Origin of the sequence: Solibacillus isronensis (assembly GCF_023715405.1) — a bacterium.
GTDB classification, from domain to species: domain Bacteria; phylum Bacillota; class Bacilli; order Bacillales_A; family Planococcaceae; genus Solibacillus; species Solibacillus isronensis_B.
In genome coordinates this window covers 1,617,800-1,643,884 of the sequence record NZ_JAMBOC010000001.1, presented here as the reverse complement: position 1 = coordinate 1,643,884, position 26,085 = coordinate 1,617,800, and the positions used below count along the sequence as shown (strand labels likewise).

Here is a 26,085-nt window from a genome sequence, read left to right as displayed (position 1 = left end):
AACAGACCTATAAAAAGTAGCAAGCCTTAATTTCTCGCGCAAAGAGAAATTAAGGCTTTTTGTTTTGTAAACAGGCCCCCCACTACTTATAAACTATCTCAAATTAAATGTATTTCCCCCTTGTATAATGAAAAGTAAATATGTATAATGTTTGTATAACTTAAAACAGCATCTATTGATAAAATTTTATTATAAACAGCTTTAATATAGAGTTTCATTAATATTAACACCGAAAAGATTAAAGGGAACCTCTAAACGTTATACAAGTCAATTTACACGAGTGAAACATTGTACAATATCGAATCGAAACAGGGAGGAACTATAAATGAAAAAAATTGCAGTGGTAGGGGCAGGTCCTGGCGGATTAGCGGTCGCCATGTTATTGGCGCATAAAGGTTATGAAGTAACGATTTATGAAAAGCAGGCTTATGTAGGTGGTCGAACAAGCGAAATTAAGCTTGGTGATTATAAATTTGATATGGGCCCGACGTTTTTAAATATGTTGTACATTGCAGAAGAGATTTTTGAATTAACAGGTCGCGATATTCACGACTATGTCGATTTGATTGATTTGAATCCTATGTATCAATTAATCTACCATAACAAAAAAATTAATATGACACGTGATGCAGATGAAATGATTCGTCAAATCAACGAGCTTTTCCCTGGAAATGAGGGGAGCTATGAGCGTTATATGGAGCAGACACAAAAGAAACTCGAAGTGCTTGCCCCTGTGCTGCAGGCTCCGATGAATAAGCTGACAGATTTGTTCAACCCGAAAGTGATGAAAGCGTTCAAAGAATTGGAAGTAGGAAATTCCCTTGTTGATACACTGTCGAAGTTTTATAACGAAGAGGAATTACAGCTCGCTTTCACATTCCAGGCAAAATATTTAGGGATGTCTCCATGGGAAAGTCCTGGCGCATTTTCGATTCTTTCGTATATTGAACATGCGTACGGTGTCTACCACATTAAAGGTGGTATTAATAAGCTGACGGAAGCGATGGCAAAAGTTGTGCTGGAATCAGGCGGGAAAATCCTACTCAATAATGGGGTGAAAAAATTAAAAACAAACGGCAGAAAAGTGACGGGTTTACTGCTGGAAGATGGTCAGGAGATCGAAGCGGATGAAGTCATCATTAACGGAGATTTTGCACATGCGATGACAAATCTTGTTGAGCCAGGACTATTAAAAAAATATACACCTGAAAAACTTGAGAAAAAACAATACTCTTGTTCAACGTTCATGCTGTATTTAGGTGTCAATAAACGATTTGATTTACCGCATCATACAATTTGGTTTGCGAAAGATTACCGGAAAAATGTAGAGGAAATTACAAAAACAAAACTGATGTCCGATGATCCATCGATTTACATTCAAAATGCCGTCGTAACGGATGAAACGGTTGCGCCAAAAGGGAAATCGACATTATACATTTTAGTGCCGGTACCGAATAATATGAGTGGAATTGACTGGTCTGAAAAAGCAGCTCCATTCCGGGATATGATATTAAATATGGTATCGGATAAACTGGGCATTAAGGACATTTGGGAGTATATCGAAGAAGAACGTATGATTACACCTGCTGACTGGGAACGCGATATTCATGTTTATAAAGGAGCGACGTTCAACTTAGGACACCAATTGTCACAAATGCTTGTATTTCGTCCGCGTAATAAATTTGAAGAGCTGGATCAGTGCTGGTTAGTCGGTGGTGGTACACATCCGGGCAGTGGCTTGCCCATTATTCTGGAATCAGCCCGAATTACAGCAAACGGCATTTTACAGCAGGATAAACAGACATTGCTTCCTGTAAAACCATTGCCGAAAGTGGAACTGTATAAAAAGAAACAACGACAATTACAGCATCAGCCTGCAGCCATTCAAACGAATGCTTAGAAAGTGATTTCATTGTATGAAACTTTTATTTGAATGGAAACGTATAATAACTATTCATTTAAAGGAGGCAATACAATGTTCAAAAAATTAGCATCAGATGCATTAGGTCTATCAGATATTGGGGTAGTGATTTCAAGACAGGACTTTGACAAAACAGATTCGGATGATTTTATTTTTAATGAAGTTGATGAAAAAATTTATTTCCTGATTAAAACAAAAGCAGATGAGTATTGCTTCACAAACTACGCATTAATCCATGTAGACGGCGCAAATGCCATCAGTAAAAAACGTATGCTGCGCCGCTATGACTACGAACATTTTGCGATTGAAGAAGTACTGCTGGAAACTGCGGGGACAATCGATTTGGATGTAGAGATCAAATTTGTAATCGGAAATGTGCCGTTAAGCATTGATATTCATAAAAAACATTTAACGGAAATTAAGGATTTATACAAAGCGCTTCATGCCATTTCACTTGAACAAAAAGCGAATACATTCAGTATGGATGCTGCAAAACAAAGCTTGAATTTAGCGGCATCTGCAATCGGCCGCGCGGGCAATGAAGGGGTTTCACCAGCTGAGGCGTTCAAGGAGATTACAGCATTTTCACATAGCTGGCTGCTCGAGCAAAAGAAATCATTTGTGAAAAAAGATTTCGGAGATGTTTTCGAAAAATATATTAATAACTAATAATAGCTAACACTCATTTCTTATAGAAATGGGTGTTTTCCTTTTCTATCAGCCATTTTCTGTTTCTCCTCCGTGTTTAAGGGGAAGAGAAACAATAAAGTAATTCTTTCCCTTTTAAATTATTTTGAATAATGGCAGGTGGCGTTGTTGAAGAAAAAGTTGATTTTACTTGGATTACTGCTTCTCATTTCGGTTCCGCTCGCGATTTATCTAATGAATAATCAATCCGTTTCAGAAAGAGATGATGTTAACGTGGATTCCCCGAACTCAAAACAAATAGCCAAAACATCGGTTGAACCGGTCTATGAGCAGGGGGTTGCCTATATTGCCCGGATATTGAACGATAAATATGAAGTGTTGCAAAACGGCGTATGGCAGAAAATGACGATTAAAGGGGTAAATATCGGGATGGCAAAACCGGGTCTATTCCCAGGTGAAGCTGGCATTACCAAAGAAGATTATTCGGGATGGCTTAAGTCAATCGGTGAAATGCATGCAAACGCTATTCGAATTTACACAATACATCCACCTGCATTCTATGAAGCGTTGCTCGAATACAATGAGTCGCATGAACAACCGATTTACTTGTTCCATGGGGTATGGCTCGAAGAAGAACCGGTGATTGAGCAGTTGGATGTATATGGTGAACCGACGGAGAAGTTCCAAAAGGAAATGAAAAATATTATCGATATTCTTCACGGCAATGCAGAAATTGAACATCAGCCTGGTCATGCATCGGGGAGCTATACTGCCAATGTTGCTCCGTATGTAATAGGGTGGATGATCGGTATCGAATGGTATCCGCAGGCAGTTCAATCTGTGAATGAAAAATATAATGGCAAGCCTCAATTCGACGGCAGGTATTTTGCGACAAAGGACGCAGCGCCATTTGAAATATGGCTTGCGGAACAAATGGAGTATGCGGCCAAGTACGAAATAGAGCAATACAGTTGGATGCGCCCATTCAGTTTTACGAATTGGGTAACGACTGATTTACTCGACCATCCGTATGAACCGAGTGAAGAGGAAGATATGACGTCGGTAAACCCGAACGTTATTTATGAAAAAAACGAAATTCAGCAAGTTGGTCAATTTGCAAATTATCATGTGTATCCGTATTACCCTGATTTTATGAACTTTACCCCTGAGTATTTGCAGTATATCGACCATCGCGGTAAACCAAACAACTATGCCGCGTATTTGAATGATCTGAAGAAAGCGCACAGATTGCCGATTCTAATATCGGAATTCGGCATCCCGGCTTCACGGGGAATGACCCATAAAAATCCGTTTGGCTGGAATCAGGGCTTTGTGACAGAGCGTCAGCAAGGAGAATATTTAGTCAGTCTCTATGAAGATATTCTGCACGAAGGCATGCTTGGTGGTTTAGTATTCTCCTGGCAGGATGAATGGTTCAAAAGGACGTGGAATACGATGGATCTCGATAATCCGGATCAACGGCCATTTTGGTCAAATGCGCAAACGAATGAACAGCAATTCGGACTGCTCAGCTTTGATACATTGAAAATAAAAGTAGATGGGGATACATCGGACTGGTCAGGTAAAAAAGCGGTGTATGAAACCGAACAGCTGAACATGTTTATGGATTCTGATGAACGGTATTTATATTTACGGCTAGATGCAAAAAATGTGGAGTTTTCAAATGATTATTATCCATTGATTTACTTCAGTACAGTAAAAAACCAAGGGAATTCGTCGTATAAAGGTTATCCGCTGTTAAACGAAGCGGATTTTGTACTCGCGATTAAAGATGAGGAAAACAGCAGATTGGAAGTGGATGCGTACTATGATCTGTTTCAGAAACTATATGGTGAACTTTTGGAGCAAGTTCCATTTGAAGGTGTAACTCAAAAAAACAGCGGGCAATTTAACCCTATTGAGTATGCACTGAATAAACAGCTGACGATTCCAATACTCGATGAGACCTATCCATTTGAAAAATACGAGACTGGAAAGCTGAGGAAAGGAAACGGCAATCCGGAAAGCCCGGATTATGATTCACTTGCCGATTATGAAGTCAATGAAGCGGCTGGTGTTGTGGAAATCCGTATTCCGTGGCTATTGCTGAACTTTACCGATCCTAGCCGTCGGGAAGTATGGGCTGATTTGTATGCGAATGAGGAGATGACTAGGGAAATTACAGAAGGGATTGAAGTTGGGCTATTGATGATCAAAAATGATGAAGCGAAACTGAGTGTCCCGGCAAATAAGTCAGACCTGAAAAGCTATACATGGGAAGGCTGGACTCTTCCGGAATATAAGGAACGTTTGAAGGAATCGTATTATATTTTGCAGGAAAAATTCTTAAATATTCAATGAATCGTGAACAGCAATGATCAGATTATCTGCGTGAATAGGGGTGAAATACAGGTGGAAGTAACGACGAGTCAGTTTAGTAATGGGATTGGAAATTTTCAAGGTTTAAAGAAACTCTATGATTTGCAGCTAGCTTATATAAGAAAAAAGGGAATTCATTTTACGTTTGTTTTCGTGAAATATTCAGAGGAAGCTGCTGTGAGTTACGAAGATTTCTATCAGGTAGTAAAAGAAAATTTAAGAAAATCAGATTTTGTGTTTGCCCATCAGTCAAAACAATATGTCATTTTGGTACTGACAATCAGCAAAGTAATGGAATCCAAATCATTTCTTGGTCGGCTTCAAACTGCGATGTCACCATTAAAAATGCCGCTTGTAGCTGTAATTGCAGAAATTGCAAATTCTTCTCATCCCCTTGAAGAAGTTCTGGATGTTGGTGAGAAAAAGGTGATGAGCCTGGATTTTTCAGAGACACAAATGATAGCTATTCCTCATTTTATGGAAAAAGAGCGAATCAAGATGAAAGTAAGCATAATCGAAAATGACCATATTACACAATCGATCTTTTCGAATCTGTTTCATAATCTGGAAACCGCTGAACAGGATTTGGAGGTCCGGGTGTTTAATGACGGACTTGAATTTATGGAATCAGACTGGTACCGAAGTGAGCATCCTCATATTGTCGTGCTGAATGATATATTACCAAGGAAAAATGGTTTTGAGGTATTGCATTTTCTGCGCGGTTTACCTAATGATCAAAAGTATTTGATTTTATTTATATCAACTCGTAATTCTGAAGAAGCCCAGCTTTACTGCCTTGAAAATGGTGCTGATGCTTACTTTGTCCGTCCCTTTAACTTGAAAATATTTGAAATCCGCATCAAAAATCATTTGAGAAGGTCGCGTTAATATGATTAATCGTCAATTTTTAATCGGGTCGGTCATAGTCGGCATCATCATGCTGATCATTATTTTCTGTATATTTATGTATTTAGTATATAAAGGGATGGAAAGAAATCGGATCAATGAAAAGATGAATGTATATTTCGAACAATATAAAACCGAGTGGTATAACTATCTTGTTTATGATAAACCGCTGGATCACCGGCCGGAAAATAATATTACAATGAAGGCGATTGATCATTTGTTTGTTTCTTATTTGACTACACTCAACAATGAGACGATTCACAAGAAAGTTTCCGAATACGCTTCATTGAATATGCAGGATTACTATATCGAGCAAATAAAAAGCCGTGATCGATCGGTCCGTCTGAATGTTTTGCAGCGTACATTATTGCTTGAACTGGATTTTTTAGTACCGATTATTGAGCAGCATTTAAAACACAAACGTGATTATGAGATGGAAGAATATTTACTAATGTTGCGGGTAGTCGCGAAATATAATCGGAATTTGTTTTATGCCCATGTTTATCAACCGAAATTACCGTTGAATGACTATGAATATAAACTTTTGTTATCGACGATTGATGAAGGGTATATCGACTATTTCACAAATCATTTTGATGCCTTGCCAATCGTGCTGAAACTTGCTCTTCTTGATTATCTGAGTTTAAGCACAAATGTAAGTAATGATTCTCTCTCTTTCTATGAGCGTTTGTTAATATCGGACAATCAGGAGTTAAGAATCCGGGTTCTAAAAGCGATTGCCTCATTCGGAATGATTTCGAATCTGCAGCTGTATGAGCGCTTTGTTGATTCTGCCAGCTGGGAGGAGAGGCTGATGATGGCGAAAATATTGCGGTTTGTAAAAGAGGAGAAATCCTATCAAGCTCTTGAGCTGCTAATAGCCGATTCGAATTGGCAAGTACGTAAACAGGCGGCCTTATCATTATTGAATATGCCAAAGGGACAATTAATATTGCAGCAAATAATCGATAGTAAAAAAGATTTGTATGCGGCGGATATAGCAAGGGAAGTCATGAAGTTAGGGTGATGATACATGAATTCAGAAACAATACTTTATTGGTTTAACGAAGTGTTCAGTTCATTAATCTTTATATATATGTTATTTGTTATTGTGATCTATACATTAATGCTGATCTTTGCTTTTTTTCAGCTGAGAAAAGACAGGAATCTGGATAAACATTTGGAAGGCAAGGTAAATTTGAATGCCGTTTACTCGAAGCCTGTATCAATCATTGTTCCTGCTTATAATGAGGAAATCGGTATTATCAGTACGGTTCAATCGTTATTGACCCTTGAATACCCGCAATACGAAATCGTAATTGTCAACGATGGTTCGAAAGACTCGACATTGCAGACAGTGATTGACGCTTTTCATATGGAGCCTGTTTTCCGGACCGTGCAAAATCAGTTGCCGTCAGCGAAGGTAAGGGGCATTTATCATTCAAAACTCCATTATAATATTGTTTTGGTGGACAAGGAGAATGGAGGGAAGGCGGATGCTTTAAATGCAGGCATTAATGTATCGAGATTTCCTTATTTTTGCTCGATTGACGGTGATTCGATTTTATCCACTAAATCATTGCTGCAAGTGATGAAGCCAATTGTCTCGTCTAACGGGAAAGTCATTGCTGCAGGGGGAAGTGTGCGTATAGCAAACGGTTCAGAAATCGAGTACGGCAGTGTATTGAAATCGGTTGTACCGAATAATCCGATTGTCGTCATGCAGATTATTGAATATTTACGTGCATTTTATATGGGAAGAATTGCGCTGAGCCGTTTTAATTTATTATTAATTATTTCCGGTGCGTTTAGTGTCTTTTCGAAAGAATATACAATAAAAGTCGGTGGCTACAATAAGAATACGATCGGCGAAGATATGGAACTGGTCGTCCGGCTGCACAACTATTTACTGAAGAATAAAATAAAAAAATCGATTGAATTTATTCCCGATCCGGTATGCTGGACAGAGGCCCCGGATAATCTAAAGGATTTAAAAACACAGCGGAGACGATGGCATCAGGGGCTGTTAAGCAGTCTTATGCTGAACCGTGGGATGCTGCTCAATCCGAAATACAAACAAATCGGTCTCATATCTGTTCCGTATTTTGTATTTATTGAATTAATCGGCCCGATTGTTGAACTATTGGGATATATATATGTCATTTTATCATTTGTAATTGGGAACATATATTTGGAATCGGCTCTTACTTTATTTGTCCTGTTTTTAATTTACAGTACCGTCATTTCGATGTTTTCTATTTTGCTGGAAGCATGGAGTATGGGCACTTATCCACGTATCCGGGATTCGGTAAAACTATTATTGTATTCTTTATCGGAAGTGTTCTGGTTCCGTCCGCTAATGGTTATTTTCCGCCTTCAAGGATTCTGGTATTTTATTCGGGGAAAAAACGATTGGGGAAGCTTAACGCGATCTGGATTGCAAAAGAAAACAAATGATATTTAATATTATAGACTAAGTCGATAGGCGGAAAATCTCCGTCTATTTTGGCTGTTTACTCTTTATTATTGGAAGAAGGGGAGTTATCCTCCCGTTTTCTAATAGAAAATGTATACATATTAATCCGCGTTTTTATATTTAAATTACTTAAATGGACAGAAAATGGAGCAAATTTCAATTATAAATACTATATTGGAGACAGGAGAAAAAATTGGATGTATAAACATAATGAAAAAAGGTGATATATTAGTAATTAACATGGAAAACAGATTGAGAGGGTCGCGATACTAATGAAAATTGAAGAAATTTTAACAGGGATCTTAATTATCTGTAGTGTAATGCTTTTTATTCTATTATGTATTTACTTTTTTGCGATTTATCGAATGAACAGGAAGAAACACTCCTTCAATAAAATAAATAACTATATCCAGCAAAATGAGAGGGACTGGTATAATTATTTAGTTTTAAACAAACCTCTTCGGAATCATTCAACTACAAAGGATGAGCTGGCGGCAGTTGATTCTATTTTTGTTTCATATGTTACATCGATGAATAAAGAAGAGATCCTGGAGAGAGCTTCAACATATGCTGCATTAAATATGAAAAACTATTATACAAAGCAATTGATGAGTCGTGATGAAGCTGACCGTCTTCATGCTTTGCAGCGCACACTGATTCTGGATCTGGAATTTTTAGTGCCGTTAATCGAACGCCGACTAAAAGACAATCGTACAGGGTCTATGGAAGAATATTTATTAATGTTAAAGGTTGCAGCGAAATATAATAGAAATTTATTTTTGGCGCATATGTACAAGCCGAGATTGACTTTTTATGATAACGAGTACCATTTGTTGCTATCGAATATTGAGGATAGTTATTGTGACTACTTTAAAGATCATTTTGAAGAATTGCCGATGCAGCTGAAATTAGCGTTCCTGGAGTTCTCATGCCTGAACAGGAACTTGGACCCTTCCTACCTTTCATTATTTGAACAGTTACTGACTTCCGAATGTGCGGGTATCCGTCTTCGTGCATTAAGAGCAATTTCATCGTATGGCGAAATTTCGCATGTGAAGCATTATGAAGAATTTGCCGATTCAACACATTGGGAAGAGCGTCTATTGCTGGCGGAAATTTTACGTTTTGTCAAAGAGGACGATTCATACACTTATCTAAAAAAGTTAATGCTTGATCCAAACAGCAATGTTCGAAAACAGGCTGCTTTATCGCTGATGGGTTTACCGGATGGACAGGCGATACTGCAACAGGTATCCGACAATGAAGAACATATCCGTTCTAACTAGTACAAACGGAAGAATCCAGTAATTTAACAAGTAGTTAAAAAAATAGGCTTTGTATAGCGATTTGTGCTATTATAAAACACGTTGATATTTTTCTTCATCAAGTGAATGAAGAGCATGCTACCGGTCGACTAAAAGAGGCAATTCACCGGAGTAAAATAGATAAGTGCTAACCTTGAAAGGATGATATAAATTATGAGTTACGAACGTACGAAAACCGTATCTCTACATACATTAGGGTGTAAAGTAAACCACTATGAAACAGAAGCAATTTGGCAACTATTTAAAGAGCAAGGATACGAGCGTACTGAGTTCGATCATCAAGCGGACGTTTATGTTATTAATACTTGTACAGTAACGAACACTGGCGATAAAAAATCACGTCAAGTGATTCGCCGTGCTATCCGTCAAAATCCGGATGCGGTTATTTGTGTAACAGGCTGTTATGCACAAACATCACCGGCTGAAATTATGGCAATCCCAGGGGTCGATATCGTTGTGGGTACTCAGGACCGCGAGAAAATGCTTGGATATATCGATCAATATCGCAACGAGCGCCAGCCAATCAATGCGGTACGTAATATTATGAAAAACCGTGTGTATGAGGAATTGGATGTACCGGCATTTACAGACCGTACTCGTGCCTCGCTGAAAATCCAGGAAGGCTGTAATAACTTCTGTACGTTCTGTATCATTCCTTGGGCGCGCGGCTTAATGCGTTCACGTGATCCGGAAGAAGTTATTCGTCAGGCTCAGCAGCTTGTTGATGCGGGTTATTTGGAAATCGTCCTAACAGGTATCCACACAGGCGGATACGGACAAGACTTCAAAGACTATAACTTAGCGCAGCTGTTACGTGACTTGGAAGCACAGGTAAAAGGCTTGAAACGTTTACGTATTTCTTCAATCGAAGCATCTCAATTAACAGATGAAGTGATTGAAGTACTGCAAAACTCTGAAATTGTTGTAAACCATTTGCACATTCCGATTCAATCGGGTTCAGATACGGTATTAAAACGTATGCGTCGTAAATATACGATGGAGTTTTTCGCAGAGCGTCTGGAAAAGCTGAAAATCGCTTTACCTGACTTGGCGGTTACTTCTGACGTAATCGTAGGTTTCCCAGGTGAAACGGAAGAAGAGTTTATGGAAACATATAACTTTATCCGTGACCACAAATTCTCTGAGCTTCATGTATTCCCGTACTCTCAACGTACAGGTACACCTGCAGCGAGAATGGACGATCAAATTGATGAAGAAATTAAAAATGAACGCGTTCACCGTTTGATTGCACTGAATGATCAGCTTGCAAAAGAATATTCTTCCCGTTTTGAAGGGGAAGTACTGGAAGTTATTCCGGAAGAACGCTTTAAAGATGGCGACAATGAAAACTTATATGTCGGCTATACAACGAACTACTTAAAAGTAATTTTCGAAGGCACTGAAGAAATGGTCGGCCAACTTGTAAAAGTTAAAATTACGAAAGCAGGCTACCCATACAACGAAGGACAATTCGTTCGCGTATTGGAAGGCCAAGCAATTTAATAGTACGCTTTTTAAAGAAAGAGGGATTGCACAGTGCAATCCTTCTTTTTGTTTTAGACGAATTTACTTGATATAAAAGGTTAACTAGTTGTTCGGAGTGAAGGCGGCGACTCCTTGGGGATAAGCACGACGCCTGAGATAAGGAACAAAAGCTAAGAACGCCACGTCCTGTGGCAACGCTTTTGTGACCAACTTCGTGTTGGCCTCGTGCCCCCAGGAAAGCGTCCGCCGTAACGAAGAACAACGGCTAAGAAGCAGGCACTAAATTAGCCGGCTCTTTTTTACTTCCAATAAAATAGGGTAGAAAAAATAGTGTGCGCAAGTTTTCATAATCGGGCGAAACATCGTGTACTTTTATGCAGCATATTAATTTACAAAAAGTTAGTCGTAAACTTATGGAAGTTTAAGTATATTATGAGGAAGACAAGCCAACACTATTATTCGGAACATAATGTATGTTTATCCCGATTACAAGCAAAGAAGGTGAGCAATTTATATGAAGAAAATATGGATGTTTGCTGCAATTCTATTTATTTTATATGGTTGCACGGAGAAAAAGGAAGAACCAACAGTAGAAAGTGAATCGGCTATGGTGGAAGTCAATATTCCTACAGAAGTAGCAAGACATTACGGCTCGCTAAATATTGAGTACAAAGCATCGGATGTTTATAAAACAATTCAGCCAAATGGTGTCGTTTCTTTGGGAATGAACAAGCAACAGCTATCTGAAATTGCGCACCAAACAGAACAATTCCTGGAGCAGTACAAAGAAACAAGTGAGAAAAGTACAGAAGATGGAATTACGCATATCGATGCAAATGAAAACTATTCGAATTGGGAAATTGTATTATCGGACGATACTCTTTTAGGGCAAGAAGCGTTTGATTTGGCACAGGAGCATTTAATTAAAAATATTTTAACGTACCAGTTAGTCCATCGTCATAATCCTGAGTTAAATATTCAGTATGTCACAGATGCCGGTGAACCTTTGGACAGAAAAATTATTCGTACAAAATTCGCCTATTCAGACGAATAATTTAAGTTGTCTGATAATTTGCGTCAATTAAAATACATGCTAAACTATAGATGTACGGACAACTAATGTTTAGTAAAAGGAGTAATGAGAAATGACTCGAAATTATGCAGTAATGATTGATCATACTTTATTAAAAGCTGAATCTACAAAAGATCAAGTAGAAAAAATTTGTGCAGAAGCGAAGCAATACGGATTTGCTTCAGTATGTGTAAACCCTACATGGGTGAAATTCAGTGCAGAGCAATTAGCTGGTACAGAAGTTAAAGTATGTACAGTAATCGGCTTCCCGTTAGGTGCTACAACATCTGCAGTAAAAGCATTCGAAACAAAAGACGCGATTGCAAATGGTGCTGGCGAAATTGATATGGTTATTAATATCGGTGCTCTAAAAGACGGCAACTACGATTTAGTTCGTGATGACATCAAAGCAGTAGTAGATGCTGCAAATGGTACATTAGTAAAAGTAATTATTGAAACTTGCCTATTAACGGATGAAGAAAAAGTAAAAGCTTGCGAACTTTCTGTTGAAGCAGGAGCAGATTTCGTTAAAACTTCTACTGGATTCTCTACAGGCGGAGCGACAGTTGAAGATATCGCATTAATGCGTAAAACAGTTGGTCCTGATCTTGGAGTAAAAGCTTCTGGCGGTGTTCGTAGCTTAGAAGATATGCAACTTATGATTGAAAATGGCGCTACTCGTATTGGTGCTTCTTCTGGTGTTGCTATCATGAATGGTCTAAAATCAGATTCTAATTACTAATTCGATAGTTTTTGTTGACTCTTTTTTAAGGATACGCTATACTACTTTAGTACACATTAACTAAATGTTAGCATGTACTGACGTGTGTTCGGAGGGAGGGAAAGAGAGATGTCAAAAACTGTCGTTCGCAAAAACGAATCGCTTGAAGATGCTCTTCGTCGCTTCAAACGTACTGTATCAAAATCAGGTACAATTCAGGAAGTTAGAAAGCGCGAGTTCTACGAAAAACCTAGCGTTAAACGTAAAAAGAAATCAGAAGCTGCACGTAAACGTAAGTGGTAATTTTCCCTGTAAAAACCCTACGTTCATAACACGCAATTTTCAGATTTAACTGAGCAGACAAATGATATACCCCGCAGTTATTTATATAACTGCGGGGTATTTGTATTTATTCTCAAAATCACCCATAATAGAGAAGAAAAAGAAAGCGTTTTCGAGAAAGTTTTAATAATCTGCAACTTGTACCGTATACTTGGTATATGTTAGCAAATAATAGTGAAGTAAGTTTTTTCAAGTTTTATAAAAAAGTTTGAAACTTTTCTTCATCTCATCCGTAGAATTAACTGTACATAACTTAGCTAAAGGGGTGATAAAATTGAGACGAACGAAAGGGATTAGTTGGATTTTTCTGATGGTCATGTCATTCGTATTAATGTTTCCTTCTTTAACGGCATTTGCAGATGGTAAAGTGTATGAAATCTCCATCAATAATGAAATTGAAAAAGGTTTGGTGGAGCATTTAAAGCGTGGATTCGATGAAGCAAAAGATAATAATGCAGAAGCGATTATTCTAAATATGCATACACCGGGCGGATTTGTTACTGCGGCTTCGGAGATCGGCAGGCTGATGGATGAAATTGATATACCGATTATTGCATTCATCAATTCAGATGCGCTGTCTGCTGGTGCATTCATTGCTTTACATGCAGATGAAATTTATATGACACCTAATGCAACAATGGGTGCTGCAGCGGTCATCGATTCTTCCGGTAACACAGCGGGAGAAAAGGCGGAAAGCGATTGGCTTGCTAAAATGTCATCTGCTGCGGAAAACTCCGGAAGGGACCCTAAATATGCGAAGGCAATGGTCAGAAACGATTATGATCTGCCTGACCTAAGAGCCCCGAAAGGAAAGCTCCTAACACTAACTGCGAAAGATGCGGAAAAAGTTAAGTACTCCGAAGGCACTGTTGCATCGATAACGGAACTGCTTGAAAAAACCAACCTTGATGGCAGCGAAGTAGTAACAATTGAGCAAACATTTGCTGAAAAGCTGGCGCGCTTTATTACAAATCCGATTATCGTTCCTATCTTACTGTCGATTGCAAGTATCGGATTAGTTGTTGAGCTGTATTCACCAGGCTTTGGTGTTGCTGGGACAATGGGGCTTGCTTCGTTAGGTATGTTCTTCTTTGGACATACGATTGCAGGTTTTGCCGGATATGAAACAGTCATCATTTTTGTAATCGGACTTATTTTACTCATTGCCGAGCTATTTGTACCAGGTGGCATAATAGGTATTATCGGTGGCGCTTTAATGATAGGAAGTTTGCTTTTTGCAGGGGAAAGCTTTGTTCATATGGCTTATTCGATTTTAATCGCAATGATAATTGCAGGTATAGGAATGGTGATACTTATGAAATTCTTCGGGAAAAAGTTGCATATGTTCAACCGTCTCGTGCTGAGAGATGCAACGACGACGGAAGAAGGTTATGTTTCAAACAAAAACCGAATTGAATTAATAGGCAAGACAGGGCAGGCTATTACGCCGTTGCGACCATCAGGGACCGTTATTGTTGATCAGGACCGTCTGGATGTTGTAACACAGGGCGGCTATATTGATGCTGGTAAAACAGTTGAAGTAGTGAAAGTAGAAGGCTCTCGTATTGTCGTAAGAGAATTTATTGGAAGAGGTGGAGAATAAGTATGAATATGTTGGCAGATGCAGGAACAATTACATTAATTGTCGGATTAGTCATTGCATTTATTATCCTGGCAGTATTTTTCACATTTGTTCCGGTTGCACTATGGATTAGTGCACTAGCAGCAGGTGTAAGAGTAAGTATTTTCACATTAGTCGGAATGCGTTTACGTCGAGTAATTCCGTCACGTATCGTGAATCCGTTAATTAAGGCTCATAAAGCCGGTTTAGAAGTAACAATTAACCAATTGGAATCACACTATTTAGCAGGTGGTAACGTAGACCGAGTTGTCAACGCATTAATTGCGGCACACCGAGCGAATATTGAATTAACATTTGAACGTGCAGCAGCAATCGATTTAGCTGGCCGTGACGTATTAGAAGCGGTACAAATGTCGGTTAACCCTAAAGTTATTGAAACACCATTTATTGCCGGTGTTGCGATGAACGGGATTGAAGTAAAAGCAAAAGCACGTATTACAGTACGTGCAAACCTGGACCGCTTAGTCGGTGGTGCTGGTGAAGAAACAATCGTTGCCCGTGTTGGTGAAGGTATCGTATCGACACTAGGTTCTAGTGAATCACATTCAAAAGTACTGGAAAACCCGGATTTAATTTCTCAAACGGTTTTATCTAAAGGTTTAGACTCTGGTACAGCATTCGAAATTCTATCGATCGATATTGCGGACGTTGATATCGGTAAAAACATCGGTGCCGAGCTTCAAATCGAGCAAGCACAGGCAGATAAAAACATCGCTCAGGCTAAAGCCGAAGAGCGTCGTGCAATGGCCGTAGCAAGCGAGCAAGAGATGATTGCAAAAGTTCAGGAAATGAAAGCGAAAGTAGTAGAAGCAGAGGCGGAAGTTCCAATGGCTCTTGCAGAAGCGCTACGTTCTGGCAACTTCGGTATTATGGATTACATGAACTACAAAAATATTCAGGCGGACACATCAATGCGTGATTCAATCTCAAAAGTTTCGAATGACGACAACAACAAAGATCCGAAAAACAAATAATCGAGGAAGGGAGTGAGCACTAAATGGAAGGACTTATCATTATGGTGATTGTCTTTATTGTCAGTTCTTTATTAGGTAAAGGTAAAGAACAACAGCAAAAAAAAGAATCAAATCAGATGCCGCCATTTAGCAGTCAACCTGCTCCTCGAAAACAGGAAGTTGAGCGCCGAACAGAGCAAAGACGTCCGAAATCATTGGAGGACTTTGCGAATGAAGTATTCGGCCAGCTGAATGAAAAAGTAAAACCGGTAAGTCAAAGAGTAGAACGCGAGCTTCCTAATCAAGTAGAAAAACCTGTTGAAGCTGCTCGCTCTATTGTGGAACCAGTAACTGACAAGATCCATAATCCTCGTTCATTAAAGGAGCGTCCAATTGTTGCGATGGCCAAAAAAGAAGCAGAAGCCTTCCAAGTCGTGCCATCGAGCAAACGTGATTTAATGCAGGCCATTATTATGACAGAAGTTCTGGGCCCACCTAAAGCAAGAAGAAAATAATACGAGACTACCTATTTCAACGTAATGTGGGAATAGGTAGTTTTTTTACATAGGATATAATGAAATGGTGATATTTAATGGTGGAACAGGAGTTGATTGGAATGGACGGTGGCAGGGTTCATGCTGTCGGTTTCACCTTTCACACTGTAAAAAAATCCGCTGACGTCTAGCGCCTTTCGCTACGAGCAAGCTTACTGCGGGAACAGCAAAATTTATTTTCGACGAAAGCGAAGCGACAGGAGCACCAAGTGAGAGACTGCAGGCTCGAGCCGTGCCAGCGAAAAGCGTCCGCCAATAATGGAAATCAACGGACTTTATGAAAACATGCAACTAAATTTTTGAGGAAACGGGTATATCTATTATGAGAGGGGGAAACAGACATGAAAAAAAGATGGATGTTATTTTTAATACTTATTTTAGTACTTGCTGCATGCGGTAAGGAAGTGGAAGAATCAATTTCGGAGGCAGATGAAACCGCTACTGTATACGAAAGCGAGGAGTCATTGACACATAATATGGAAGGTGTCACTTTAAAGCTCGACTATAAAATTCAAAAGGTATCCGCAGAGCCGGGAGAATTAATGCTTGAAATTAACGGCAATATTGAAAATGAGTACAGCCAAATTGTTTACTATACGCCGGATTTTACAATTCAAACATCAGAGCAGGAAGATATAGAGCAGTTGTCGTCTTCTGTTGAGAACGAACAAATTATGGTGAACCCTCAAATGGAAACGACTTTTAATGTGACTTATTTAATTCCTCAGAATGTATACGATGAAAATAAATCTCTGAATTTAAAAGTTCCAGCAGCATTTAAGGAGCCGGAAAGTGAAAGTTCCGGTGATGCGTTAGGAGACTTTGCGAACTGGGAAATTCCGATAAAGTGAAACTTCAATCAATTGGGGCTTTAGCTCCAATTGATTAAAAGGAACACAAGCTAAAACCGTCACGTCGTGTGACAACGCTTGTGTGACCAACATCGTGTTGGCCCTAACCAATCGGGCTTTTACGGGTAGTAGTCGATCACCTATGCTTTATGCCATAGTTGGTAGTCTTGCCTCTAGAGCAGCACAATCGAGGAACATAAATTACTACCCGTTAAAGCGGGATTAAATAATCTATACATGCCTTCTTTTTTCTAAGCATATAGTGACGTAAAAAGGAGGCTTTTATTGAAAAATTTATTTCCTAAAAACAATAAATTGCAAATCACCTCTTTTATGGATATCCGCTATGATGGTTCCTATACAATAGGTGATGTAACCCCGACTGAGTATAACTGCACGACGAAAGATTTTACGATGTATGTTCATGCGGGGGAAGTGGAAGTCCAGCATTTATTCGAAGAAGGTTTTTTAATTCAATGTAAAAATCTGCAGAAGCTTACGATTGAGCGGAATGCAAAATGAGTAAATCCTATAAAAAGCTAATAACAATCAAACTAAAGCAATCTAAAGAAGCAAGCACTTTTATTATGCTGATGAAAGAGCATAAAATCCGAGTTTTTCATTTAACTTTTAAACAGAGCGAAATAACTTTCCAAGTGGCGCATAGTAATTTGTCTTTATTGCGCAGACTAAGAAAAAAAGCGAAAGTAAAAATTACAATCCGTTACAGCGAGCCGGAGAGAATTCTGCAAAAAGATATGGTTACGGCGATTGGTATCATCATGTTAATCATCCTGCCGATCATACTATCCCGGTTTGTATGGCAAGTCGAAGTTGATGCCGCCACGATTGAACTGGAAGATGAAGTAGCACTCTATTTACAAAAGGAAATGGGTGTGGAGTTTCCTGTACCGAAAAAAACATTTTTATCCGATAATGAAATCCGACAGACGATGATGAAGGAGTTTCGGGAGTTTTCATGGGTACATATTATGAAAAATGGAAGTAAAATTACGATAAATCCGCAATTGGCGCCAAAGATTGAGCCGGTTCCAAAAGTGAACAAGAACCAGCATTTAGTTGCGAACAACAGCGGTGTCGTCACTCATTTCCAAATTGAGCGCGGTGTTCGTCAAGTTGAGCAAAATATGACGGTACACAAGGGAGATATTCTCGTTTCAGGTGTGTTGCAGCATGGTGAAAAAGAAATCGTTATTGGTGCTGAAGGCGAAGTGTTTGTTGATTACTGGCTTGAAACATCGTTTTCCGTTCCTAAAACAATCGAAATGGAAGTATTGGATGACCATGGCTGGAAATATGACGTAAACTGGGAGAAGATCGGGACAGCGATAGAACAAATGTCTATTGAACCGTTGAAGTCTGTTGTGACTTATAAGCCTTATCGAATGTTTCATAAAAAAAAGGAAAAGATAAGTGAAAAGGATGTAGAAACAATTATCTTGCCATTATTGCATGAAAAGATGATTTCTTCATTACCGCTTGAAACCGCCATTAAAGCAGAAAAACTTTTGCACGTCAACAGTGATGATGATACAGTTAAAGGGAAAGTCTTGTATTTAATTAATGAAAATATCGCACAACCACATCCAATTCACCAAGGAGAATGAGTATGTCAGAAAAATATGTTGAGCTCCAAATCGACAATCCAAATGAAGCTGTAATGCTTTTAGGAATGTCAGATGCAAATATAACATTGATTGAAGAAACTTATAGCGTACAAATTATTACGCGTGGGGAAGTAATACAAATTGCAGGCGATGATTTAGAAAAGAAAAATCAAGCATATGCAGTTTTAGAAGCGTTATTGAAAGTAATTCGAAAAAATATTAATATCGATCAGCGTGATGTATCAACAGCCATTGAAATGGCCAGTAAAGGCACGATTGAGTATTATGCGGAGTTATATGATGAAGAAATTGCGCGTAATACAAAAGGCAAGCCGATACGTGCAAAAACAATCGGACAGCGCGAATACATCCGGGCAATCCGTCATAAAGACCTGATTTTCGGAATTGGACCAGCCGGAACCGGTAAAACGTATTTAGCGGTTGTGATGGCTACACAGGCATTAAAAAATGGTCATGTAAAACGTATTATTTTAACACGCCCTGCCGTTGAAGCAGGAGAGTCATTAGGATTTTTACCGGGGGATTTGAAGGAAAAAGTCGATCCTTATTTACGTCCGCTTTATGATGCCTTACATGATATTTATGGACAGGAACAGACGCAGCGCCTAATTGAGCGCGGGACGATTGAAATCGCGCCGTTAGCATATATGCGTGGCCGTACATTGGATGATGCGTTCGTCATTTTAGACGAAGCCCAAAACACAACGCATCAGCAAATGAAAATGTTCTTAACACGTTTAGGTTTTGGCTCGAAAATGGTCATTACAGGTGATAAAACACAAATTGATTTACCTAAAAACACGGAATCCGGTCTGATTATTGCAGAGCGTACATTACGCTATGTAAAAGATATCCACTTCCAAATACTTGAGCAAGGTGACGTAGTCCGTCACCCATTAGTAGCGAGAGTCATCCAGGCTTACACAGAGCAGGAATTATAAAAAAGGAACTTTCAACTTTTATTGTAAGGTTGAAAGTTTTTTTATTGGGTAAATTAGCATGAAACTTATTGGAAAAATTTACGTATATAAACTAAAAGGAGGAATTGATGTCAACGTTAATCGGTAGAAAGACATTTATTTGAAAAACATACGTACTTTTCGTAACACCAAACATATAAATTTGATAAAATGTACATAGAAACAAAGGGAGGTGCATGATCATAGAAAGATTTAACAAGCTCATCCAACTAATCAGCTTTCGCGCACTATTAATCATTATACTTGCAGCTACTGCCCTTCTTCAGTTTTTCCTGATGATTGATAATGTTCGTGGCGTTACATATGATATCCAGCTAACTGAATTATCACCGGAAACCATTCGTTCATCTAAAACAGTGGAAGATACGGTAAAGACAGAAATAGAAAGGGAAAATGCGGAGAAAGCCGTAGATCCTGTATACATATATAAAGATGAGGTACCTAGTCAGCGTGCAACTTTTGTGACAACCATTTTTGATATTGCATTAGATGTGAAAGATGAGATTGCAAAGGCAGAGGAAGAAATACCTCAAGCTGATCAAATAAAAATGCTGCGTTCAGCGTTAAAAGATATTTTTGATAATCAGCAAAATCTGATTTTATCAGATGCACAGTTGTTGAATGTATTAAGTGCATCACAAGCAAATCTTGAATCTACACGTGATGCATTAGCGACATTGGTTGAAGTGAACTTAAATTATCCGCTTCGTAAGGATAGCTTACTGCCATACCGAAATGAACTGGAAAGTAAAATCCGTCAGCAGCCTTCAATTTCTGAAGGGTTAATGAGCTTGGCGATTGTCATTGGTCGTGCAGCTATCGTTGAAACTGAAGTACTCGATGATGAAAAAACAGCGATTGCCAAACAGCAGGCAAAGGAAGCGGTTGAGCCGACACGTATTTTGCAAGGACAGATCATCGTCCAGGAAGGCGAAGTCATTACACGCGAAATTTACCGCCAGCTTGAATTGTTAGGGATGCTGGACAGTGAGGAATCGATTAAACCGATTGCCGGGTTAATCATTTTGATTTTACTGCAAATGTCTTTCCTTTTCGTCCTGTTTGATCGATCTGAAAAAGACATTGCTTCAAAACGCAATGAACTGCTCGTTACAATCATTGTGTATGCAATTGCACTAATTATGATGAAGCTGATCGCACTGATTTCAACGAATTTCGATCTGTTGATTGCCTTCATTTTCCCGTCAGCGTTAGCGACAATGCTTGTCCGCGTGCTGGCCAATGATCGTACCGCAAGTATTGTGACGATCATTACAGCAGCATCTGCAGGGATCATCTTTCATGAAGGATTATCAGGTATTTTACAGATGGATACAGCGCTTTACATTTTATTTGGGGGATTTTCATCGATTATTTTCATGCGCAGCCTGGAAAAACGGACAGACATTTTGCAGGCGGTTGGTATTGTAACGCTTGTTAACATAGTGTTTATCACATTTTATATTCTAATGGGACAGTCAGGTTACGGAATGAAGGAAGTTGCATTTTACGTTGCTGCAGCCATTATTTCGGGATTATTATCCGGTGCTTTAATGATGGGACTGCTACCATATTTCGAATCGGCTTTCGGACTTTTATCGGTCGTGCGTCTGATCGAATTATCGAATCCAAATCACCCGCTGTTAAAGAAAATTTTGACGGAAACACCCGGTACCTATCACCATAGTATAATGGTGGCGAATCTGGCTGAAGCGGCATGTGAAGCAATCGGGGCTGATGGCTTGCTGGCAAGAGTCGGTTGCTATTATCATGATGTAGGGAAAACGCGAAGACCTCTATTTTTCATTGAAAACCAAATGGGGACAAACCCTCATGATACGATGGCACCCGAAAGTAGTGCGGAAATTATTATTGCGCATACTACGGATGGGGCAGAGCTCTTGAAAAAGCATAAAATGCCTCAGGAAATCATCGATATTTGTCTACAGCATCATGGGACAAGCACATTGAAATTCTTTTTGTTTAAGGCTAGGGAAGAAGGGAAAGAATTGGACGAAAGTGTATTCCGATACCCGGGTCCAAAGCCACAGACGAAAGAGGCCGCGATTATCAGTATTGCGGACAGTGTGGAAGCGGCAGTCCGTTCGATGCAGCAGCCAAATGCAGAGAAAATACAGAAGCTTGTGCAATCGATTATTCAGGATCGTGTACAGGATGACCAGTTTGATGAATGTGATATTTCGCTAAAAGAACTGAAAAAGATAGAAGACGTATTATGTGAAACATTGAATGGAACGTTCCACTCGCGTATTGAATATCCAAAGGAATAATAGGAGGGAACAACATGTTATTAATTGATTTTTTAGATGAAACAAATGAAGTACAACAATCCCACTTGGAATTAGTGGAAAAATTACTCCAGCATGCAGCGGAGCAGGAAAGTATCGAGGACGGCTCGGAAGTGTCAGTTACGTTTGTGACGAATGAAGCGATCCATGAAATTAACCGTGAATACCGTGATAAAGACCAGCCTACTGATGTTATTTCTTTTGCATTGGAAGAAATGGGCGAAGGGGAACTGCAAATTATCGGTGAAGGGATTCCACGTGTTTTAGGAGATATTATCATCTCGACAGATCGTACACGTGAACAGGCAGCTGAATATGGCCATACGTTTGAACGTGAGCTCGGCTTCTTGGCTGTCCATGGCTTTTTACACCTGCTAGGCTATGACCATATGACACCTGAAGATGAAAAAGTCATGTTCGGGAAACAAGATGAGATCTTACAGTCATACGGCCTAGGTCGTGATATGAATGAACGTCCGTAAATTTTTTCGTTCTTTTCGTTATGCAATGGAAGGACTAGTTACGGCAGTACACGAACAGAATTTCAGATTTCACTTAGTGAGTGCAGTGATTGTCCTGCTGGCTGGTTTACTGACAGGGCTATCGATCGTTGAATGGTGTATCATCATTTTAGTCATAGCTTTTGTCATCGGAACCGAGTTGATCAATACGGCAATCGAGCGTGTGGTGGACTTGGCATCACCGGAAATTCATCCGCTAGCCAAGCAGGCAAAGGATGTTGCGGCAGGTGCCGTACTTGTTTTTGCGCTCGCAAGTGTTATAATCGGACTACTCATATTTTTACCAAAATGGTTTTAAAAATAAAGTTTTGGGGGAACCAAAGATGAACATGGAACAATTAATGGATCAATCTAAAATTGCACGTGAATTTGCTTATGTACCTTACTCGAAATTTAAAGTAGGTGCGGCTTTATTAGCTGAGGATGGTACAGTGTACAATGGCTGCAATATCGAGAATGCAGGTTACAGCATGACAAACTGTGCTGAACGTACGGCGTTTTTCAAAGCAGTGTCAGAAGGCAATATGAAATTTAAAGCGCTGGCGGTCGTAGCAGACACACCGGGTCCATGTTCCCCATGCGGAGCTTGTCGACAAGTAATGAGTGAATTTTGTGCTCCGGATATGCCCGTCTACTTAACAAATATGAATGGTGACGTTCAACAAACAACAGTAGGTGAGCTGATCCCGGGTGCATTTAATACGGAGGATATGAAAAATGCAGGAAAATAAAGGATACAAATCGGGCTTTGTCTCGATTGTAGGTCGTCCTAATGTGGGCAAATCAACATTTTTAAACCGAGTGATCGGCCAGAAAATTGCAATTATGTCTGATAAACCACAAACGACACGTAATAAAGTACAAGGTGTTTTAACACAACAAAACTCTCAAACAATTTTCATCGATACACCGGGGATTCATAAGCCAAAACATAAATTAGGCGAATTTATGCTGAAAACTTCCCGCAACGCATTGCGCGAAGTGGATGTAATTATGTTTATGGTTAACGCTGAACAAGCAATCGGTAAAGGTGATGAATTTATCATCGAGTTGTTACAAGGTAATCAAACACCGGTATTTTTAATCATCAATAAAATCGATTTAGTACATCCGGATGAACTGGTAAAAATTATTGATTCGTATAAAGATAAGTTCGACTTTGCAGAAATTATTCCAATTTCAGCATTACAAGGCAACAATGTAGAAAACTTATTAACAACAATCGAAAAGTATTTACCTGAAGGGCCTCAATATTATCCGGCAGATCAAGTAACGGACCACCCGGAACGCTTCATTATTTCTGAATTAATCCGTGAAAAGGTATTGCACTTAACACGTGAAGAGATTCCTCATTCAATTGCGGTTGTTATTGAGCGAATTAAGCCACATGAAGAAAAAGAGAACATGATTCATGTACAGGCGACTATCATGGTAGAACGCGATTCACAAAAAGGAATTGTTATCGGTAAACGCGGCGCCCTTTTAAAAGAAGTCGGCTCACGTGCCCGCCAGGATATTGAAATGCTATTAGGCTCAAAAGTATACTTAGAGCTTTGGGTAAAAGTTCAAAAAGATTGGCGTAACAAGCAAACACATTTACGTGATTTCGGTTTTAGAGAAGACGAGTATTAATAGATAGCAGCAGACACACCGATGAAAAATCGGTGTGTTTTTATATGGAGTTCTACTTTTCAGGCGTTTTGTTCCACATTGACGGTGAAAAGGTCTACATTCGGGCCAAAACTTTCTACTTTGCCCTCGAAACGTTCTACATACTCTGATGAATTGGCGAATAAAATGAATGGGTTCTACATTTCCTCAGCTTTGTTCCACATTATCGATGAAAAGTTCTACATGCATCTGGAAGTATTCTACTTTTCCGACGAAACGTTCTAGATACTCAGCTGAATTGGCGAATAAAATAAATAGGTTCTACATTACAACAGCTTTGTTCCGCATTTCATTAAAAATGTTCTACATTCGCCCCAAAACTTTCTACTTTCCCCTCAAAATGTTCTACATTTCCCCCAAACCTGGCGAATAAATCCCGCCTCTCAGGACGAAAATGATTTTATTCTTGATTATGGCCAAGGTTCTGCTACCATTTAGTAAGGGAATATTTAACAGAAGTCAGAAGGTGAATACAATGAATAATTTAAATAAATTTTTACTGGCACTTTGGGCGATATCGCTCGCTTTATTATTTATTGTCATTGCGACCGTCGACCAAGATCAAACAATTTTGGTCGCAGAAGGGCAAATGAATATTGAAGAGCCAAATTCATCACAAATTAAGATAGAGAATGATATAAATGATAAAAACGAATCCATTAGTGAACCAAAGCAACAGGTCGCTAAAGAATCGATTCGTCTTGCAATGACCGGGGATATTTTGCTGCATTTAAGACTTGCGAAATATGATGATTATACTTCATCTTTTGCAGCGGTGCTGCCGAAGATGCAAAGCTATGATTTTCTGATCGCCAATCAGGAATCTCCACCTGTAGGCAATGAGTATCCATTAAGCGGGTATCCGCTATTTTCAAGTCCAGCCCATATTATTCGGGATCTCCAACATACAGGAGTCGATTTAGTCACAATCGCCAATAACCATATTATCGATCAAGGGGAAAATGGTATGCGTACCGTCTTTAACAATCTTGAAGACTACCATATGCCTTATGTAGGGGCTTATAAAAATGAAGACGACAGATCTACACAACGCATCATGGAAATCGGATCGATAAAAATTGGACTGCTCGCCTACACATACGGTACAAATGGCCTTTATTTGCCACAGGAATCGCCATTTCTCATAAATTATATTGATGAAGCAAAAATAAAAGCGGATGTCGAGGAATTAAAACAATCGGTCGATGTAGTAGCTGTATCGATGCATTGGGGATCTGAATACGTTTACGAAGCGAATGACAATCAAAAATATTATGCCGATATATTAAATAAAGCCGGAGTCGATATTATTTTCGGGACCCATCCGCATGTATTGCAGCCATATGACAAGCTGATCAATGAACAGGGGCAGGAGACGCATATTTTTTATTCGCTCGGTAATTTCTTTTCAACAATTATAACAATACCGAACACAATGATTGGCGGAATCGCGAGCCTTGAAATTACAAAGGAAGGCGACCTGATTACAATAGATGAACCTGAGCTTTATGCCACTTCTGTATTAAAAGATGCAGACGGTATTTATCGGGTCTATCCATTAAAAGATGTGGAACAGCGCTCTATAAAAAATCTGCAGTGGGTAAAGAAAATCATGGGACAACATGTAACCGTTTATTAAACTTTTCTAGCAATAGTACGGTATAATAGAGATATGAAAGA

24 protein-coding genes are annotated in these 26,085 nt (G+C 39.2%); all 24 read left to right on the top strand.

Annotation, left to right across the window (positions count from 1 at the left end; translation table 11 throughout):
* The first annotated feature begins 325 nt into the window (after positions 1–325).
* The 24 genes from M3166_RS08440 to M3166_RS08325 all read left to right on the top strand — a co-directional run bounded on the left by M3166_RS08440 (position 326) and on the right by M3166_RS08325 (position 26,044).
* A complete protein-coding gene (locus M3166_RS08440; protein WP_251689131.1) occupies positions 326–1,900 on the top strand; it encodes a phytoene desaturase family protein in 1,575 nt (524 codons plus the stop codon).
* Between the two features lie 75 nt (positions 1,901–1,975).
* A complete protein-coding gene (locus M3166_RS08435; protein WP_251689129.1) occupies positions 1,976–2,590 on the top strand; it encodes a PH domain-containing protein in 615 nt (204 codons plus the stop codon).
* Positions 2,591–2,737: 147 nt separating this feature from the next.
* Positions 2,738–4,930 carry a hypothetical protein gene (locus tag M3166_RS08430; protein ID WP_251689127.1) on the top strand — a complete coding sequence of 731 codons (2,193 nt, stop codon included), beginning with the start codon at positions 2,738–2,740 and terminating at the stop codon, positions 4,928–4,930.
* Positions 4,931–4,981: 51 nt separating this feature from the next.
* Positions 4,982–5,836: a response regulator transcription factor gene (locus tag M3166_RS19505; RefSeq protein ID WP_251689126.1), complete on the top strand. Its 855-nt coding sequence runs from the start codon at positions 4,982–4,984 to the stop codon at positions 5,834–5,836.
* 1 nt (position 5,837) lies between these two features.
* Complete coding sequence (locus M3166_RS08420; protein WP_251689125.1) at positions 5,838–6,881, top strand: HEAT repeat domain-containing protein; 1,044 nt, start codon at positions 5,838–5,840, stop codon at positions 6,879–6,881.
* 6 nt (positions 6,882–6,887) lie between these two features.
* The gene (locus tag M3166_RS08415; RefSeq protein WP_251689123.1) at positions 6,888–8,318 is read left to right on the top strand and encodes a glycosyltransferase family 2 protein; all 1,431 of its coding nucleotides are present in this window, start codon (positions 6,888–6,890) and stop codon (positions 8,316–8,318) included.
* 284 nt (positions 8,319–8,602) lie between these two features.
* Positions 8,603–9,616 carry a HEAT repeat domain-containing protein gene (locus M3166_RS08410; RefSeq protein WP_251689121.1) on the top strand — a complete coding sequence of 338 codons (1,014 nt, stop codon included), beginning with the start codon at positions 8,603–8,605 and terminating at the stop codon, positions 9,614–9,616.
* A 192-nt stretch (positions 9,617–9,808) separates the two neighbouring features.
* Complete coding sequence (gene mtaB, locus M3166_RS08405) at positions 9,809–11,158, top strand: tRNA (N(6)-L-threonylcarbamoyladenosine(37)-C(2))-methylthiotransferase MtaB (protein ID WP_251689119.1); 1,350 nt, start codon at positions 9,809–9,811, stop codon at positions 11,156–11,158.
* Between the two features lie 496 nt (positions 11,159–11,654).
* The gene (locus M3166_RS08400; protein WP_251689117.1) at positions 11,655–12,194 is read left to right on the top strand and encodes an adenylate cyclase; all 540 of its coding nucleotides are present in this window, start codon (positions 11,655–11,657) and stop codon (positions 12,192–12,194) included.
* Positions 12,195–12,285: 91 nt separating this feature from the next.
* On the top strand, positions 12,286–12,954 hold the full coding sequence (gene deoC / locus M3166_RS08395) for a deoxyribose-phosphate aldolase (RefSeq protein ID WP_251689116.1): 669 nt from the start codon (positions 12,286–12,288) through the stop codon (positions 12,952–12,954).
* Positions 12,955–13,062: 108 nt separating this feature from the next.
* Complete coding sequence (gene rpsU, locus M3166_RS08390) at positions 13,063–13,236, top strand: 30S ribosomal protein S21 (protein ID WP_004227078.1); 174 nt, start codon at positions 13,063–13,065, stop codon at positions 13,234–13,236.
* Between the two features lie 313 nt (positions 13,237–13,549).
* The gene (locus M3166_RS08385; protein WP_251689114.1) at positions 13,550–14,878 is read left to right on the top strand and encodes an NfeD family protein; all 1,329 of its coding nucleotides are present in this window, start codon (positions 13,550–13,552) and stop codon (positions 14,876–14,878) included.
* 2 nt (positions 14,879–14,880) lie between these two features.
* On the top strand, positions 14,881–15,891 hold the full coding sequence (gene floA / locus M3166_RS08380) for a flotillin-like protein FloA (RefSeq protein WP_251689112.1): 1,011 nt from the start codon (positions 14,881–14,883) through the stop codon (positions 15,889–15,891).
* 23 nt (positions 15,892–15,914) lie between these two features.
* Complete coding sequence (locus tag M3166_RS08375; protein WP_251689110.1) at positions 15,915–16,385, top strand: hypothetical protein; 471 nt, start codon at positions 15,915–15,917, stop codon at positions 16,383–16,385.
* A 380-nt stretch (positions 16,386–16,765) separates the two neighbouring features.
* Complete coding sequence (locus M3166_RS08370; protein WP_251689108.1) at positions 16,766–17,275, top strand: hypothetical protein; 510 nt, start codon at positions 16,766–16,768, stop codon at positions 17,273–17,275.
* Positions 17,276–17,560: 285 nt separating this feature from the next.
* The gene (locus M3166_RS08365) at positions 17,561–17,797 is read left to right on the top strand and encodes a hypothetical protein (RefSeq protein ID WP_008403137.1); all 237 of its coding nucleotides are present in this window, start codon (positions 17,561–17,563) and stop codon (positions 17,795–17,797) included.
* Positions 17,794–18,903 (top strand): sporulation protein YqfD, encoded by a 1,110-nt coding sequence (locus M3166_RS08360; RefSeq protein ID WP_251689106.1) that lies wholly within the window; start codon positions 17,794–17,796, stop codon positions 18,901–18,903. Before M3166_RS08365 ends, M3166_RS08360 begins: the two co-directional genes overlap by 4 nt.
* A 2-nt stretch (positions 18,904–18,905) precedes the next feature.
* Positions 18,906–19,865 carry a PhoH family protein gene (locus M3166_RS08355; protein WP_008403135.1) on the top strand — a complete coding sequence of 320 codons (960 nt, stop codon included), beginning with the start codon at positions 18,906–18,908 and terminating at the stop codon, positions 19,863–19,865.
* Positions 19,866–20,080: 215 nt separating this feature from the next.
* Positions 20,081–22,195, top strand: coding sequence for an HD family phosphohydrolase (locus M3166_RS08350; RefSeq protein WP_251689104.1), 2,115 nt, complete (start codon positions 20,081–20,083; stop codon positions 22,193–22,195).
* Positions 22,196–22,209: 14 nt separating this feature from the next.
* On the top strand, positions 22,210–22,695 hold the full coding sequence (gene ybeY / locus M3166_RS08345; protein ID WP_251689102.1) for an rRNA maturation RNase YbeY: 486 nt from the start codon (positions 22,210–22,212) through the stop codon (positions 22,693–22,695).
* Positions 22,682–23,032 (top strand): diacylglycerol kinase family protein, encoded by a 351-nt coding sequence (locus tag M3166_RS08340; RefSeq protein WP_251689100.1) that lies wholly within the window; start codon positions 22,682–22,684, stop codon positions 23,030–23,032. The genes ybeY and M3166_RS08340 overlap by 14 nt, the downstream gene beginning before the upstream one ends.
* Before the next feature lie 25 nt (positions 23,033–23,057).
* Positions 23,058–23,465 (top strand): cytidine deaminase, encoded by a 408-nt coding sequence (locus tag M3166_RS08335; protein WP_251689098.1) that lies wholly within the window; start codon positions 23,058–23,060, stop codon positions 23,463–23,465.
* On the top strand, positions 23,452–24,366 hold the full coding sequence (era, locus tag M3166_RS08330) for a GTPase Era (protein ID WP_087615321.1): 915 nt from the start codon (positions 23,452–23,454) through the stop codon (positions 24,364–24,366). Before M3166_RS08335 ends, era begins: the two co-directional genes overlap by 14 nt.
* A 514-nt stretch (positions 24,367–24,880) precedes the next feature.
* Positions 24,881–26,044, top strand: a complete 1,164-nt coding sequence (locus M3166_RS08325) for a CapA family protein (protein WP_251689096.1) — start codon at positions 24,881–24,883, stop codon at positions 26,042–26,044.
* Positions 26,045–26,085 lie beyond the last annotated feature (41 nt).